The sequence below is a fragment of the Pseudoalteromonas piscicida genome (assembly GCF_002208135.1).
In the GTDB taxonomy this organism is placed as follows: Bacteria; Pseudomonadota; Gammaproteobacteria; order Enterobacterales; family Alteromonadaceae; genus Pseudoalteromonas; species Pseudoalteromonas piscicida_A.
The window spans coordinates 1,894,530-1,909,191 of sequence record NZ_CP021646.1 but is presented as its reverse complement, the minus strand read 5'-3'; the positions used below and the strand labels follow the sequence as shown (position 1 = coordinate 1,909,191).

14 protein-coding genes and 1 pseudogene are annotated in these 14,662 nt (G+C 43.1%); 8 read left to right on the top strand and 7 right to left on the bottom strand.

What is annotated here, in order from left to right:
• The first annotated feature begins 97 nt into the window (after window positions 1–97).
• The 3 genes and pseudogenes from B1L02_RS09010 (at window position 98) to B1L02_RS09000 (ending at window position 3,200) form a co-directional block, all read left to right on the top strand.
• Window positions 98–1,297, top strand: coding sequence for a lipoprotein-releasing ABC transporter permease subunit (locus tag B1L02_RS09010; protein ID WP_088530763.1), 1,200 nt, complete (start codon window positions 98–100; stop codon window positions 1,295–1,297).
• Window positions 1,290–1,978, top strand: a pseudogene (lolD, locus tag B1L02_RS09005) (lipoprotein-releasing ABC transporter ATP-binding protein LolD). The gene B1L02_RS09010 and the pseudogene lolD overlap by 8 nt, the downstream one beginning before the upstream one ends.
• Complete coding sequence (locus B1L02_RS09000) at window positions 1,971–3,200, top strand: lipoprotein-releasing ABC transporter permease subunit (protein ID WP_088530762.1); 1,230 nt, start codon at window positions 1,971–1,973, stop codon at window positions 3,198–3,200. The pseudogene lolD and the gene B1L02_RS09000 overlap by 8 nt, the downstream one beginning before the upstream one ends.
• Window positions 3,201–3,272: 72 nt before the next feature.
• Here the strand turns inward: B1L02_RS09000 and sbcB are convergent, their stop codons facing one another.
• The gene (gene sbcB, locus B1L02_RS08995) at window positions 3,273–4,742 is read right to left on the bottom strand and encodes an exodeoxyribonuclease I (protein ID WP_088530761.1); all 1,470 of its coding nucleotides are present in this window, start codon (window positions 4,740–4,742) and stop codon (window positions 3,273–3,275) included.
• A 305-nt stretch (window positions 4,743–5,047) separates the two neighbouring features.
• On the bottom strand, window positions 5,048–6,250 hold the full coding sequence (locus B1L02_RS08990) for an MFS transporter (protein WP_088530760.1): 1,203 nt from the start codon (window positions 6,248–6,250) through the stop codon (window positions 5,048–5,050).
• Window positions 6,251–6,357: 107 nt separating this feature from the next.
• On the opposite strand from B1L02_RS08990, the gene B1L02_RS08985 reads away from it, so the two are divergent.
• Window positions 6,358–7,248 carry a LysR family transcriptional regulator gene (locus B1L02_RS08985; RefSeq protein ID WP_088530759.1) on the top strand — a complete coding sequence of 297 codons (891 nt, stop codon included), beginning with the start codon at window positions 6,358–6,360 and terminating at the stop codon, window positions 7,246–7,248.
• A gap of 19 nt (window positions 7,249–7,267) precedes the next feature.
• Here the strand turns inward: B1L02_RS08985 and B1L02_RS08980 are convergent, their stop codons facing one another.
• Entirely contained in the window at window positions 7,268–7,417 is a 150-nt protein-coding gene (locus B1L02_RS08980; protein ID WP_223192056.1) for a hypothetical protein, read from the bottom strand.
• 175 nt (window positions 7,418–7,592) lie between these two features.
• Here B1L02_RS08980 and B1L02_RS08975 point away from each other — a divergent pair, with 175 nt between their 5' ends.
• On the top strand, window positions 7,593–8,021 hold the full coding sequence (locus B1L02_RS08975; RefSeq protein ID WP_088530758.1) for an organic hydroperoxide resistance protein: 429 nt from the start codon (window positions 7,593–7,595) through the stop codon (window positions 8,019–8,021).
• 240 nt (window positions 8,022–8,261) lie between these two features.
• Here B1L02_RS08975 and B1L02_RS08970 read toward each other — a convergent pair whose 3' ends face one another.
• The 4 genes from B1L02_RS08970 to B1L02_RS08955 all read right to left on the bottom strand — a co-directional run bounded on the left by B1L02_RS08970 (window position 8,262) and on the right by B1L02_RS08955 (window position 12,534).
• Window positions 8,262–8,705: a hypothetical protein gene (locus tag B1L02_RS08970; RefSeq protein ID WP_088530757.1), complete on the bottom strand. Its 444-nt coding sequence runs from the start codon at window positions 8,703–8,705 to the stop codon at window positions 8,262–8,264.
• A 110-nt stretch (window positions 8,706–8,815) separates the two neighbouring features.
• The gene (locus B1L02_RS25080; RefSeq protein WP_088530756.1) at window positions 8,816–8,998 is read right to left on the bottom strand and encodes a hypothetical protein; all 183 of its coding nucleotides are present in this window, start codon (window positions 8,996–8,998) and stop codon (window positions 8,816–8,818) included.
• Window positions 8,999–9,221: 223 nt separating this feature from the next.
• Window positions 9,222–11,372 carry an ATP-binding protein gene (locus B1L02_RS08960; RefSeq protein ID WP_088530755.1) on the bottom strand — a complete coding sequence of 717 codons (2,151 nt, stop codon included), beginning with the start codon at window positions 11,370–11,372 and terminating at the stop codon, window positions 9,222–9,224.
• Window positions 11,347–12,534, bottom strand: coding sequence for a sugar ABC transporter substrate-binding protein (locus B1L02_RS08955; protein WP_088530754.1), 1,188 nt, complete (start codon window positions 12,532–12,534; stop codon window positions 11,347–11,349). Before B1L02_RS08955 ends, B1L02_RS08960 begins: the two co-directional genes overlap by 26 nt.
• Window positions 12,535–12,771: 237 nt before the next feature.
• Between B1L02_RS08955 and tmk the strand changes: the two genes are divergently transcribed.
• The 3 genes from tmk to B1L02_RS08940 are packed head-to-tail and all read left to right on the top strand — an operon-like array spanning window position 12,772 to window position 14,661.
• A complete protein-coding gene (tmk, locus tag B1L02_RS08950; RefSeq protein WP_088530753.1) occupies window positions 12,772–13,425 on the top strand; it encodes a dTMP kinase in 654 nt (217 codons plus the stop codon).
• Window positions 13,418–14,326 carry a DNA polymerase III subunit delta' gene (gene holB, locus B1L02_RS08945; RefSeq protein ID WP_088530752.1) on the top strand — a complete coding sequence of 303 codons (909 nt, stop codon included), beginning with the start codon at window positions 13,418–13,420 and terminating at the stop codon, window positions 14,324–14,326. The genes tmk and holB overlap by 8 nt, the downstream gene beginning before the upstream one ends.
• 11 nt (window positions 14,327–14,337) lie before the next feature.
• Window positions 14,338–14,661, top strand: coding sequence for a PilZ domain-containing protein (locus B1L02_RS08940; RefSeq protein ID WP_017217485.1), 324 nt, complete (start codon window positions 14,338–14,340; stop codon window positions 14,659–14,661).
• The last annotated feature ends 1 nt before the right edge of the window (window position 14,662 follow it).

The following is a 14,662-nucleotide window of genomic DNA, read 5'->3' as shown; positions in this document are numbered from 1 at the left end:
CAAATTTATAGTTTGTCACACTTTTTATAGCAATCCTGCCATCAATCTGGTTTTGAGTATGTTAGTATCCGTGTAGCAGTTTTTTACGAGATAGATTATGTTTCAACCAGTTAGCCTCTTTGTTGGGTTAAGATATAGCCGTGCTGCGAAAGGCAATGCATTTATATCGTTTATCTCATTTTTCTCAATTGCGGGTATCGCCCTTGGCTTAATGAGTTTGATCACCGTCAGCTCAGTGATGAATGGCTTTGAGCAAACCTTAAAAGCCGCCATGCTTGATTTGATCCCGCATGTGCAAATTAAGGAAAATGAGCAACTTGATCAAAATAAATTACAAGCCATTGAAAATCATCCGTTGGTTAAGCAAGTTTCGCCATATGTTGCAAGTGATGTAATTCTACAAACCAATCAAGATTTGGTTGGCGTGCAACTTCAAGGGCTATTTCAAGGGTATGAAACAGCGTTAGACGATGCAGTGCGTGTCGGCAGTTTAACTCGATTGTACGAGCAAAAATACCAAGTGGCCCTGAGTCGCTATTTAGCCAATAAACTTGGCGTAAGCGTTGGTCAACAACTCCGCGTGATCATGCCTGAATTCACCACATACACACCGCTTGGTCGCACGCCGACGCAGCGCTTATTCACTGTTGCTGCTATATATGATGGCCAAAGCGAAGCTGACACTTATTTGGCATTTGCCGACGGGAAGAGTTTACAGCGGTTAATGCGCAAGAAACCAGAGCAATACGACCTTAACATTCATTTGTATGATGCTTTTAGTCTGCCTGATTTTTACCAGCAAGCGGACAGCTTGTTGCAGGGGCTCGAAACACAGGATTGGCAAACTCAGCAAGGCACATTGTTTGCGGCGGTTGCTATGGAAAAGCGCATTATGTCGCTATTACTTGGCCTTATTGTGATAGTGGCTGTATTTAATATCATTTCAGCGCTATCTATGATGGTGAGTGAGAAGCAAGGGGAAGTGGCCATTTTGCAAACGCTTGGCTTTACACCACAAATGATAGCAAAAGTGTTTATGGCGCAAGGGATGTATAACGGCGTTTTTGGCACACTAATTGGTGTTGCCGGTGGATTATTGCTTTCGAACAATATTAATGAGGTGCTACACCTCGCAGGCCTTCAGTTGCTTGGTGGCGCTGAACTTCCTGTCAAAATAGAACTAACAGATTTAACGATTATGGCAGTGGGCAGCATATTGCTAAGCTTTTTAGCAACCTTGTATCCAGCTAAACGCGCGTCGAGTGTGCTGCCAGCAGAGGTATTAAGATATGAGTGATTTAGTCATTGACTGCCAAGATTTGGTCAAAAGCTACCAAGATGGTAAAGCCGAAGTAACGGTATTAAAAGGCGTTGATTTATCTGTAACCCAAGGTGAAATGCTTGCGATAGTAGGTAGCTCAGGTTCAGGTAAAAGTACTTTACTGCATATTCTCGGCACCTTGGATAAAGCATCCACCGGCAGTGTAAAAATCAAAGGTGTGGAAGTTGGCAAGCTGTCACGTAAAAAGCAGGCGGAATTTAGAAATAAGCACTTGGGTTTTATCTATCAGTTTCATCATTTGTTGATGGAGTTTAGCGCGGTTGAAAACGTGGCGATGCCATTATTAATTGCCGGTAATAAAGCAAAACAAGCCCGCGAAAAAGCATTACGCATGCTCGATAAAGTGGGCTTGAGTCATCGTGCTGATCATAAGCCATCAGAGCTTTCTGGGGGGAGAGACAGCGTGTTGCGATAGCAAGAGCGTTAGTAACAGAACCTGATTTGGTGCTAGCTGATGAACCAACCGGCAATCTTGATAAGCATAATGCCCTGCGAATTTATGACTTGCTGGCTGAACTCAATCAGCAGCTAAAAACTAGCTTTGTTGTTGTAACACACGACTTAGAGTTGGCAGATAAGCTTGGTCGTGCAGTGCAACTGGACGATGGCAAAGTAGGTGTGTATCAGCATGCTTAGTTATTTTTTAAGCAAACGCTTTAGAGAGTCTAAACGTCAGCTTGGCTTTATTGGTTTTTTGACCCGTGCTTCTACGCTAGGTGTAATGCTGGGTATGGCTGTATTGATAGTCGCACTTTCTGTGATTAATGGTTTTGAAGAACAATTAGAGCAGCGCCTGTTGTCGGTGGTGCCGCAAGTGAGTTATCAAGCACCTTACGACCCTATTCAAGCGTGGCAGCAAAAAGTAGAGCTCTTGGAGAGTCAGCGTGGCGTCATAAGCGCGACGGCTGAAATTAACTTAACAGCCATGCTGCAATACAAAGGCACCTTAAAAGCGGCGCAGTTAAAAGGGATCGCACCGAATAGGCATCATACAGTGTCGAGCATAGGTGATTTTATAAAAGGTGCGGAACTAAAGGCACTAAAACCGGGTGAAGTGATCATCGGCAAAGGGATAGCTGACAAGCTTGGTGTCTTGGCTGGCGATAATATCCAGCTCTTGGTTGCTAACAAACATTCGGATAATCCACTCGCTGCGCCAAAGCGATTAACGGCGACGGTGGTGGGGCTTATCGATATGGGCGGGCCACTTGACCAAACATTAGCCTTAGTGCCACTTAACGCACTGCAAGAAGCGATGGATTTTAGAGAAGACCAAGTAACGGACTTGCGTGCCAAGGTGAGTGATGTGTTTCAGGCACAGCAAATTGCGACATCAGCGGGTAGGGCATTACCCGATTTAGTGTACGTATCGTCTTGGTTTCGAACGCAAGGCGGACTGTATCAAGATATTCAGATGGTGCGCACTATCGTCTATCTCGTGGTATTTCTGATCATCGCTGTGGCGAGCTTTAATATCGTCTCTTCTATGGTGATGGAAGTAAAAGAAAAGCGGGCGGATATTGCCATTTTGAAAACCATGGGCGCACAGGACAGTACGATTTTCTCGACTTTTGCGCTACAAGGTGTGACGTATGCAGGGATTGGTGCACTGTTAGGCACTGGGATCGGCATTTTTATTGCTATTAATATTCCCGATATTTTTAAAGCTTGGATCAATATGAGTGATAGCAATCCGCTTGAAGGCGTCTACTTTATTGAATACTTACCGAGCAAAATTATTTGGACAGACATTTATATCAGTTTAGTCACAACTTTTGTTATGGCAGTCGTCGCAAGCTTATATCCCGCTTGGCAAGCCACCAAAACGGATCCTGCCAAAGTACTGGGAAATGGGTAACACCTAAATCTGTAGGTCGGCCTTTAGGCCGACATCTTTAGGCCTTACATCTATAGGCCGAAAACCCGCCTCTTACAAACTTTGAGCATAATGATAAAGCGCTTTTAAGATCTGCATATTGCGCTCATTACCTTCATTTTCTGCGACTAAATTTTCAAGCTCCAGCATAAAATCTTCGGCTGAAATTGAAGGGTTATCTTCATTATGCATCAACTTGTTCTGGCAGTATTTACGCCATTTATCAAGCTCTACAGGTGAGAGCGACTGCGGCCAGTTTCTTGCACGATAGCGAAACAGCAAAGTGTTAAATTTACCGTCTTCAAAATCCAGTTCAATGGTTGCCAACTCTTCAGGCGATGCATTGCGAATGATTGCAAACTTGGCTTTATCGGCTTTGCTAGTGAAACCATCGTAGAGTTGATAATCCGGATTACTTGGTTTCTCGAATCCCTTTTCATCGCTAAAGACTTCTGCAACCTTATCTCTTAGCTCTGGACGTGCTTTAAGATACTTCAAGTTTTCAAGGCATTGTTCGCGGTCAATTCCAAGCCTTGCTGCGTTTTCGGGCAAGAGGGTCTTAGCTGGCGCTACCAATGGGCATTTATTGATATGTATTAGCTTTAATCCCACCGGCAGCTCATCATCACCCAATTCACTGCGTTTTGTATAAAGCCGTTGTTTGAGTGCCTCAACGTCAAGGTCATTCAATACCTCCGGCGACTGTGTTAAATCAAAGCAGATCACGGCATTACTATTGATTGGGTGAAAGCTCATCGGCGCAATCCAAGTGGTGCAACCTTGTTGTGCCGGAAACATAGAAGAAACGTGTACTAAAGGCTGCATATTGAAAACGTCGATTAGGCTCGACACCGCTTTTTTATATCTGTGATTAAAGTAAAACTCATACAGTTTTGGCTGTTTGGTTTTAATCAGTTTAGCCAGCGCAATCGTTGCGGTAACATCACTCAATGCATCGTGGGCGGCGCCATGCTCAATGCCATTGGCGACGGTTAAGTGTTCCAGTTTAAAACTAGGGTTGCCATCTTCACGGGTTGGCCATTCTATTCCTTCTGGGCGAAGCGCATAACAGGCTCTTACCAGATCTATGATGTCCCAACGGCTATTGCCATTTTGCCATTCGCGTTCATAGGGGTCATAAAAATTACGATAGAGGCTATAACGGGTCAGCTCGTCATCAAATCGAATACTGTTATATCCAGCAACGCAGGTTTGCGGTTTGGCAAATTCCGCGTGGATTTTTGCCATAAACTCGGCCTCGGTCAGGCCTTTTTTTAGTGCTAACTGCGGTGTGATCCCAGTGACCAAACAGGCTTGAGGATGCGGGAGGTAGTCAGGCGCTGGTTGACAATACTCAATCAGTGGCTCACCAATAATATTGAGATCCAGATCCGTTCTGATCCCAGCAAACTGGCTTGGCCTGTCTTTTTGCGGCGTCGCACCCCAACTCTCGTAGTCGTGCCAATAGATAGTCGGGATGTTCTGGGCATTATTTGGTGTATCTGATTGGTTTGTATTTGTCATAAAATCAAAAAGTTATTCTACTGTTTTTGTTTGTTTTGGTTAATCATATTTGTCGTGATGTTATGACGACTGTGTATATCAGTTCACACCAGTGTGTATATCGTGATAACTAAGCTGTTTGCCGCTATGCGGATACATATGACTAACGATAGATAGGCATTATCGCATAGAGGCGCGCTTAGAGTAAGGCGTAACCATGGCGGATTGTGTTATTAAAGCAGAGCAAAGCGATAATTGGGGAAGCGACATCACTTATTGCTTTATCAAGCTGCCCAATTATCTATTGAGCAATCACTAAACCGCGATTAAAAGCGCTTTCTTTGAAAGTTTTTCCACATAACAACCGTTATAACTACCAATAGAGTTGAGATAACAATCAAGACATTAAAATTAAGCGTGTGGTTTTCGCGGGGCATGACTTGCAAACTTGCAATGGTGCCGCCAGAGGCTATCGCAAAGTGCTGTATCGCATTTTGCAGACTAATAAAGGTACTGCGCTCTTCTGCGTGAAGTGAGGTTATAAGTTCTGTCACTAAGATCATTGAGCGGGTAGCGCTTGCAATCACAAACAGGGTAAAAAGTCCGGCTGCAAAAATAACTGAACTTATCGTAAAGCCAAACAAGGCCGCCAATATCATCAAGCCACTAAGAAAGTAAATTAAGTATGAGGTGGTGTGATTGTTTAGCTTACTTCGCGCATATAGCTGAATTGCAGTAAACGAACACACACCACTTAACAAATAGCATGCGCTTAGCATCGAGCTTGAGATGCTTAAGTTGGTAATTAGCATCACCGGAAATTGAGTTGAAATTGCAAATGTACTTAACACCACAAAAAATGCGATGAACAGCGCGTATTTAAGGGTTTTGGTCGGGTTAAATGTGTTGCTTGGCATTGGGTTGCTAGCGCTGCTTTGCGAAGCTTGCTTTATGTTTGAGAGGAATATAAATGTAAATAATAGCGCTGTAATGGCTAAGCCACTTCCTAGTATCATGAACCCCAACTGCCAGCCTTGATTTGCAGTGATAAATAATAGAGCAGGGATCCCAATTGCCAAGGCGAGTGGAAAGGCACTCAGCAGTATCGCGGTGTCTTTTTTCTTGTCGTTTTCATGGCTTAGCTGGATCACCAAGTTGAGATTAAGTACTACCAGTGCGCCGCCACAAATGCCAGTCAATGCACGTACGAAAAGCAGGATATAAAAACTCTCGAGCGCTGAAGTAAGCAAGGTTAACAATGTGGTTGCTGACAGAAAAATAAAGACCTTGTATTTCTCCTTTGAAAGGTTGCCGGTACCACGCACCCATAAACAAGTGAAAGCTGCGGCAATTGCATAAGCTGAAACGAGTAGTCCTGAATTTGATGGGCTGGTACCTGAACTTAGCGCCATTTCTGCACTAAAGGGCACGATAATTAATGCATCTAATGCGATTAAAAAGTGGATGACAAAACATAACCCAAATTTAGCTTTTGGGCTTGCTAAGGTGGTCATTGAAGCTGAAAACATAGACATCCTTAATTGATGTAAACAAAGAAGTCTTGATTGTATTAGCCTTGATTAGGTAATAAAGTGTCTATTATTGAATTGATAAACCCATATTTTGGGCTAATAAAATGATTGATCAGATTGACCCTCAGTGGCTTAACAGTTTTCACTGTGTCTATGAATGCTTGAGCTTTAAACAAGCGGCAGAGTTTCTGGATATCCCTACCTCTAACGTAAGTCGTCACATCGCACTACTTGAAGAGAAGCTTGATGCAAGATTGTTGGAACGAACGACAAGACGGATCTCAGTGACAGAGGCGGGCGAACAGCTTTATGTGAGTACCAAGCCGTTAATCGATTCGCTATCGGATGCATTGCGAGAGGTGAGTAAACATGCCTCTACGCCAATGGGTCATTTGCGTATAGTGATGCCCGATATCCCCATACTTGGCCAAGCGGTGGTAAGCTTTTGCGCTGCACATCCATTAATTTCAATTAGTTGTGATACCAGCCTGAGTCCAAGAGAAAACCTCTTAGATGGGTTTGATGTTGTACTCTACTTTCATCGTGGCAAGCTTGAGGATAGCAATTGGGTAGTCAAAGAGCTGGCTCGATTACCAAGCGTGGTCGTGGCCGCCCCCAACTTGCTAGAAAAGCATACGTCGCCATATAGATTATCAGATTTACACTCTCTCCCTTGTATTTCAACCCTTACCGCCGTAAATGGGACGCCTTGGATATTTACCGCCAAGGAAGGAAGATTGACCACGGTAAATGTTAAATCGAACTTCAGAGTAAACAGTGGGTTTATAGCCAAGTCTGCCGCGCTATCTGGAGTTGGGTTTGCCATCTTGCCACTGAACTCCTGTAAAGCAGAAATTGAGTCAGGCGCGCTGATACCAATCGAGTTAGAGCAGCAGCCGGAAGATCTTGTGCTTTACGCGTTCTATGCAGGCCGCAAACATCTGGCCAAAAAAATATCAGCGTTTTTGGCACATTTAGAACGCGCGCTACAATGACTCTCTATTGATTTTCACTTTAAGCCAAATCACCATTGATCGAATCAAGTAATTCAATAAGTGCTTGTGCTTTTTGCTCGTCGATACTTGGAAACTTACAGCGGATCTGCTCGGGAATTGTGGCAACTTGATGTCGCAGCTCATGACCTTTACTTTGTAGTTTTACCATTCGTTTGCGCTTATCTTTTTCGTCTTTAACGATTGAGAGCAGGGCTTTGTCTGTTATTTCCTTTACGATTTATGTGCAAAATAAATGTTGAGTTGCGTCTACTTCATCTAGAGTAAAGCCTCGCTGCGTTAGGGTGTAGGTGAGTACTCTACAAGCACAAACTTAGGAGAGCGAAATGAAAGAACTACAAAGTATTGCATATACGGCCAAAGCAACCGCAACAGGTGGTCGAGAAGGTGTGGCAAAGTCTGATGACGGTCGTCTTGACGTCGCACTTTCGACGCCAAAAGGCTTAGGAGGTGATAACGGGCAAGGGACTAATCCAGAGCAATTGTTCGCAGCAGGTTATGCGGCGTGCTTTATTGGCGCATTAAAATTGGTGGCAGGCAAAGCAAAGGTCAAGCTCCCGCAAGACACACATATTAATTCTGAAGTGTCTATTGGGCCAATTGACGGTGGCTTTGGGATAGCGGTGAAATTGGCAGTATCAGTTGGCGACTTAGACAAAGAAACTGCACAGTCACTCGTTGAAAAAGCCCACGAAGTTTGCCCATATTCAAATGCCACTCGAGGAAATATTTCGGTAGAGCTTTCAGTTATTTAACTAACCTGAGGTTTGGATAAGGAATGAACTAACTAACTGTTTTTTAATCACCTTAAACCATCTTCTTACCTAGCCAGAGAGTTTTGGGGATAACAAGGCGAATTTACGTACCAATAGCTGGCTATTGGAAGTGAATTCAACGCAGTTAGCGTTAAAACTGGCTGCTAGAAAGGCATTAATTATCCGAAGCTCAGGTTAACTAACCCAAGTGAGCATAAGCCAACGTGCTCTGACGCTGGCTTATGTGTTTTCCATGGGCTCGGTAATTTTAAAGCAATGAATATCGCCACCGGTTCTAAAATCGACACGTTTAACTTGCTCAATGATTTCCACAGTATTATAACCGTTGAGTAAACCAAACATCGCCGCTTGTTGACCTGAGCCTATGGCATAAGATTGCGCTAAAGGTTCAGATTTACAAGTGCCCCTTTTCACACAACCATACCATACGCCTTTTTTAGGGTGGTATTTAATGAACTCCAAACTCTCAATCGTCTCAAATTGGTTATTTGAAAAATTGTGCTGTAAATTGTATATATCGCATGTCTGCCCAGTACAAAATACCCTCCAACCGTGATAATCAAACCATTTTTGAGCGTTATCGGTAACAATAATCTTGTCGGTAGTGGTTCTACTATCACAGGCTATTTCGGCTGTTTTTGCATTATAGACAATGGTTGTCATTCCTTTTGACTCCTATGAAATTACATTCGTTAAACCAAGCAATTACTGCTGGTAAAAACGCTGATGGTATGATGGCTTGGATGCTAATTTAATGTTGCACGAAAAGAAGTTTACCTTAGGTGAATGTCTGCGCTTTTAACTAGGGCCTGTTGACCTTTGCTGTTTGATTTTTGTTCTTCTGAGTGTGTTTTGATCGCGACGCTCGACTTGCCGCCTAGTAATCTAGGCAAAAGTTGAGCAACAATGAACAAAGCGCACTCAGGTGAACCCAAAGGGCAGCGCTTGACTGGCATTTCTACTGTGTTATCGCCAGACTTACATAGAATGACTATGCTACGCAGGCTCTGCCTTGTATAAATACCAGTCAAACTGCTGCAAAAACAAACTTGAAAGATCAACAGGCCCTAAAGGCTAAAATTATAAGAATCTTACTATGTTATTCAATTGTAATTTAAGTGAGCTTTCTTCAATTTAGCTTACTACATCTAACCACGTCAAATCGGGCGGAATTGACCGCTAATTCACAACGGTATTTATCACTTCATAAAGTTTTTTCATATCTATTGGTTTTGCGACGCAATTATCAAATCCGAGTTGCTGATAATTTTCTAAATCTCCCGACATCACGTTGGCAGTGACGGCAATAAGGGGGGTTCTTTTATCTTGTTTTCTGACTTCTGAACATACTTTCAGGCCATCTTTTTTGGGCATCTGAATATCCACAAAAAAGATGTCTGGTTTCAATTCGTGATAAAGCGTAATCGCTTCTTCACCGTCCTGGGCTATTACAAGATTTGCTTCAGTTGGTTTAATCATGGCACTAAATATTTTTTGATTAAGTGGATTATCTTCAGCTAGTAATAGATTTTTATCCTTCAAGGCGGGTATGGCTTGCAAATCTTGAATTGTGGATTGTTCAGGTGCCTCGCAAATATCAAGTACAAGTTCAACTTTAAACTCACTGCCAATACCTTCTTTACTCGTCACCGTAACGCGGCCGTTCATTAACTCGGCGAGTTGTTTAACAATCGCAAGTCCAAGACCGGTTCCACCATACTTTCTGGTGGTCGACGAGTCCGCCTGTTGAAAACGATTAAATAACTTCTTGAGCGCGTCTTCGGAAATACCGGTGCCCGTATCTATTACACGGATAGAAAGGTGCTTACCACCATCTTGGAATATAACGGTTACAGAGCCGCCACTGGTAAATTTAACGGCATTGGAGATTAGATTTCGTAGTATCTGCTTTAAACGAAGCGAATCACCGAGTCGATAAGGGTTTGCGAGCTCCTCAGTATGTACAATAAGGTTGATGTGCTTAGCACTGGCAGTATGGACAAACTCTTGTTTTACTTCAGTGACAATACTTCTGATGTCTACCGTCGCTGACTCCATTTTTAGTTCACCTGCTTCAATTTTAGAAAAATCAAGTAAGTCATTGAGTAAGCTGAGTAACGTTTCTGTGGATGTCATGCCTTGTGCAATGAGTTCCTTGGAATCTGCTGCATTTCTATGGTGCTTCATTAACTGAAAAACACCATAAATACCGTTAAGTGGCGTCCTTAGTTCATGGCTCATGTTCGCCAGAAAGTGACTTTTTGCACGCTCTGAACTTTGCGCTTTCACTTTTTCACTTTCAAGAGAACCTATCTGTTCCTTGATTTGTTTCGCAAGTTGGTTAAGGGTTACTTGAAGCGTTCTTAGCTCTCTAAATTCAAAATCGCTCTTCGCAGACACGTACTGTCCCCGTTTTAGTCGTTCGCAATGACGCTCAAGTGCTTGCATCGGATTGGTCAAGCGTTTTGCTAATCGGCGTAAATACCAGGTAAGTAATACCACTAGTATCAACCCAATAAGGACTATGTATAAAACTGCGCTTACAATGTCGTTACTGTATACATCGGCTTCTCGTTGTAGCTGTAAATCAAGTTCAACAAAATCGTCTTTTAATGAATAAATAGGGCTGCGGTAGACGCCTTCAGTGGCTTCTGAGAAATGCGTGTCCTCAAGCACAAGGTTTTTACTTGTGAGCCAGATAGTGCCTTTTTCCTGATTTGAATCTAAAAATGGTGCTAGATCGATTTCGAGGAAAAGTACACCAGTATACTTATAGGGCCGCATTAACGAAGATAATTTTTGCCTAAGAGGGATGGCAAGAAACAACTTAGCTTGATCAGACGGTTTTTGTTCCACCCTTTCAACAGGGACAACCAGTTTGTCGATTTTTAATGTACGTCGCTGTTGCGAAAGGACCTTGTTAGTATGCTCGCTAAATACCGAATTGTTCCAACGTAGAATATCAAAAGGGTATCCTTCTACGGTAAATACAGAACCGTCGTTGATAAATGCGGACTTTACCATGTCGGTGTTGTCGACTAAGTTAGTTAACGCTTTAACCGCGTATTGAGTAAAAAGTAAATCGCTAGGTAAGGTTGATAAAATATGATCTTCGCTTAATGGTGCAACTTGATAGATAAGCTCGTTGACTTGCGCCTTAAAGTCGCTGACGAGACTAGCGCCAGTGCGTTTAACGTCTTCTTGCTCTAAGGTCGCCTTTTGTTGCATCAGGGAAAAGACAACCATCGCAACTAGTACTGCAAGGAAGAGGGAAAATAGTGCAGTAATTTTTCTTTTTATTTCATCAACGATGCTGCGATTTGCTTTCATTCTGTCCCGACTTTGTGACGATAAATTGCATATATTGTGTCGTTTCTTCGACACTATACACACCACCTAAATAGCGTGTTAGTCCCTTTAACATGGCTTCCCAAACGTAGGCCATAATAGGCTCATTAGGTTGTGGATAGGTTTCTTGCAAAGAGGCAATCAGTTGAGACAGCGCTTGGTCGTCGCGCTTCGTAAGTTCAGCTAAGCTGTCGCCATTCGCTGGCAGCGCATTGAGTTCATCCCACAGTTTATCTTGTACCTTCTGGCTTTGCATGAAGTCAACAAGCAGCTTTAGATACGGGCCTTTTTTAGATTCTATGCCATTGGCAGGAAAAGCCAGTACATGAGACGATGCTAGAGACCTAAGTCGATGATTACCCCACATCGGTAAAGGCGCGATTGCTAAGTCGTCTTTAAGCTTGTCTTTAAGTTGACGATATGCCCAAATTCCATTCACAAAATAATCAAGCTTACCGGTCTTAAACCGATTCATTAAGCATTGGTAAACACAGTCAGCGTCAATTACGCCGCTGTTGAGGAGCGATTGATAATTTGAAATTGCGAGGCGCATCGCCTTGGTGTCGAGCTGTGGCACGCCGGCTTGGATGAGGTTGGGCTGAAGCGCGTTTGCGAAGGTCACAAACCAATACATTTCATAAAAATTCCAGCCTAATGTTGGTTTGTCTGCTATTGCTTGCTGGGCATAGGTTCGCAAGTCCGTAATCGGGTGTGGCACAAGCGCACGGTTGTAATAGAGAACAAGGTGGTTGCCATACATAATTGGCACGCCCTTAAGTTCACCATTGACCTTACTGTTTTTGATGACTTTCTGTGTGAGGGTTTTGCTCAACCAAGACTCTGGCACTTGAGAAAATTGCAGCTCTGACAATCCCATATAATCGCTGGGAATAATAACCGCATCTGGCAGTTGTAGGGCATCTGCATAGAGCAATAATTCGCTTTTTAACTGATTGTTGTTAAAGGCAAGAATATTAACTTTAATACCTGTTTTCGCACTGAATTCTTCAAATAACGGCTGGAAGTCAAAGTTCTCTAGCCCTACTGCGACATCAATCTCTAGCGGTTCACTTGCACGCGCATTTACTGGGCTATAAACCAGAAAAAGTAACATGAACATCAACCAAAGAATTTTACCCTGCATATCAATACGCTTCCTTCGCGGGCCTAAAAGGTATGTTAACGTTGCTCAGCATTGGACGTTTCTTACATAAAACTAATCGGATGTGTTTGTTATTGTAGACCAAATTTTTCTGTTTTAAATTCTTTTCAGAATGACAAATTCAAATTATTAGGCCATTCAATTCTATTTCATTCGTGAATAATTCACTAAAACACGATAAAATAACGGCCAAATAAGAATGATGAGTACGTCCTTGCTATGAAAAAAGGGTTTATGCTGGTCTGCGATGGCAGCAATGGCGCAGGAAAAACGACAGTTATTGCCGGACTGGAAGCGCATTTAAAACAGCGCGGTATTGAAGTTGTGATGACTCGTGAACCCGGTGGAACAGAGATCTCTGAGAAGATCAGAGAGATCATTCTTGACCCCTCAACCCCAGAAATGGCAGACATGACCGAACTCATGCTGTTTGGAGCCGCCCGTGCTCAGCATGTTCGCGAAAAGATCATTCCAGCACTTGAGCAAGGTAAGGTCGTTATTTCTGACCGATTTGATGCTGCAACATTTAGTTTTCAACATTATGCAAGAGGGCTCGATCTTGCCACCATCACAACTATTAATGAGCTTGCGCTCGGCGGTTTTCGCCCAGACATGAATTTGATTTTGGACTTAGACCCCGAAGAGGGCTTAAAGCGAGTAAAATCAAGAGGTGAGGGGTTAGATAGACTCGAAGATGAAAAGCAACAATTTTTGCTGCGTGCACGTGAGGGATATCTCGTTCAAGCGAAGAATGAACCTACTCGGTTCACAGTAATTGATGCCAGTCAAAGTAAAGCGCAAGTGCTTGAGCAAAGTATTGAACTGCTTGATAGTTTGATAGCCAAACACCTTCCCGTGGATAGCAATGAATAATTTGCTTCCAAGTTGGCTCAACGGATCTCTGAGTTATCTTGCTCGGGCACAGCAAAATAGCCGCTTGCATCACGCTCAGCTGTTATCGGGTAAAAAAGGGGTGGGAAAGTCTCTGCTTGCGTCGCACTTAGCTGATGCACTCTTATGCTTACATCCACAACATTTAACTGCCTGCGGGCAATGTAAGCCGTGTAACTTGAATTTAGCCGGTAATCACCCAGATAGACTGAGCATAGTGCCAGAGGGGAAATCAATCGGGGTGGATGAAATTCGCGAAATTACGCATTTCTTAAACCATTCTGCGCAGCAAGGTGGCAATAAAGTCGCGTTGATTGAACAATCGCATTTGATGACCCATTCAGCCGCTAATGCGCTGTTAAAAACACTTGAAGAGCCAAATGCTAATCGTTATTTGGTCGTTACCAGCGATGATGACAGTAAATTACCTGCCACCATTTTGAGCCGTTGTAATAAAGTAGCGGTACACTCGCCCAACCAAGCAGAGGCTGCGCAGTGGCTGGCTGCTAGAAATGTCGCTTGTGATTTTCCTTGGTTTGATGAATTTTCTCTACAGCCATTGATTATCGAAGCGTGGCAGCAAGAAGGTGTGCTTAACGATGTGACAGCGCTTTATGATGCAGCGAATCAGCTAACGGCAGAGAGTGCGCAAACGGTTGAAAAGATATTATTAAAGCAAAGTGCAATGAGCGATGTATTCGCCCGTTTTTTACTCAAGCGTCTTAAAGGAGCGATGAGACAAGGCAATGGTTTGAGTTTTACGCAATACCAAGACTTAGTCAACGTAGTACATCGTTTTATGTACGAACAGAAAAATGTGTTAGGGTTAAATCAAAACCTTAGCATTTCAAATTTACTTTTTGCCTTACAAAAACAGCTATAAAGAGGTGGTGCATGCAAGAGTTACTTGCGGATTTTGAAGATTTAGATGAGCTATATCGTTGTTATATGCCATTTCTGAAATCCGGTGGCATATTTATCAAGTCCAATGCTCACTTTGATATGGGACAAGAGTTAAAGCTCAGAGTAACTTTGCCAGATGCCCTAGAAGCGGACGAAGTCGATGTGGTCGTTGCTTGGTTAACACCGCAAGGCGCGCAAAATTCTAATCCTCCTGGTGTTGGCGTTGCGTTTGTTGACGCGCCAGCTCTGAACGATAAAATAAACAAGCTTTTGGGTGCGACTTTGCATTCAGATAAACCAACTTACACCATGTAGA

Excerpts from the sequence above, each read along its gene's own strand:
- B1L02_RS25080 (WP_088530756.1), bottom strand. The coding sequence starts at position 8,998 with ATGCCAGTCAAGCGCTGCCCTTTGGGTTCACCTGAGTGCGCTTTGTTC.
- sbcB (WP_088530761.1), bottom strand. The coding sequence starts at position 4,742 with ATGACAAATACAAACCAATCAGATACACCAAATAATGCCCAGAACATC.
- B1L02_RS08940 (WP_017217485.1), top strand. The coding sequence starts at position 14,338 with ATGCAAGAGTTACTTGCGGATTTTGAAGATTTAGATGAGCTATATCGT.
- holB (WP_088530752.1), top strand. The coding sequence starts at position 13,418 with ATGAATAATTTGCTTCCAAGTTGGCTCAACGGATCTCTGAGTTATCTT.
- B1L02_RS08970 (WP_088530757.1), bottom strand. The coding sequence starts at position 8,705 with ATGACAACCATTGTCTATAATGCAAAAACAGCCGAAATAGCCTGTGAT.
- B1L02_RS08975 (WP_088530758.1), top strand. The coding sequence starts at position 7,593 with ATGAAAGAACTACAAAGTATTGCATATACGGCCAAAGCAACCGCAACA.
- B1L02_RS08985 (WP_088530759.1), top strand. The coding sequence starts at position 6,358 with ATGATTGATCAGATTGACCCTCAGTGGCTTAACAGTTTTCACTGTGTC.
- B1L02_RS08990 (WP_088530760.1), bottom strand. The coding sequence starts at position 6,250 with ATGTTTTCAGCTTCAATGACCACCTTAGCAAGCCCAAAAGCTAAATTT.
- B1L02_RS09010 (WP_088530763.1), top strand. The coding sequence starts at position 98 with ATGTTTCAACCAGTTAGCCTCTTTGTTGGGTTAAGATATAGCCGTGCT.
- B1L02_RS08960 (WP_088530755.1), bottom strand. The coding sequence starts at position 11,372 with ATGAAAGCAAATCGCAGCATCGTTGATGAAATAAAAAGAAAAATTACT.
- tmk (WP_088530753.1), top strand. The coding sequence starts at position 12,772 with ATGAAAAAAGGGTTTATGCTGGTCTGCGATGGCAGCAATGGCGCAGGA.
- B1L02_RS08980 (WP_223192056.1), bottom strand. The coding sequence starts at position 7,417 with ATGGTAAAACTACAAAGTAAAGGTCATGAGCTGCGACATCAAGTTGCC.
- B1L02_RS09000 (WP_088530762.1), top strand. The coding sequence starts at position 1,971 with ATGCTTAGTTATTTTTTAAGCAAACGCTTTAGAGAGTCTAAACGTCAG.
- B1L02_RS08955 (WP_088530754.1), bottom strand. The coding sequence starts at position 12,534 with ATGCAGGGTAAAATTCTTTGGTTGATGTTCATGTTACTTTTTCTGGTT.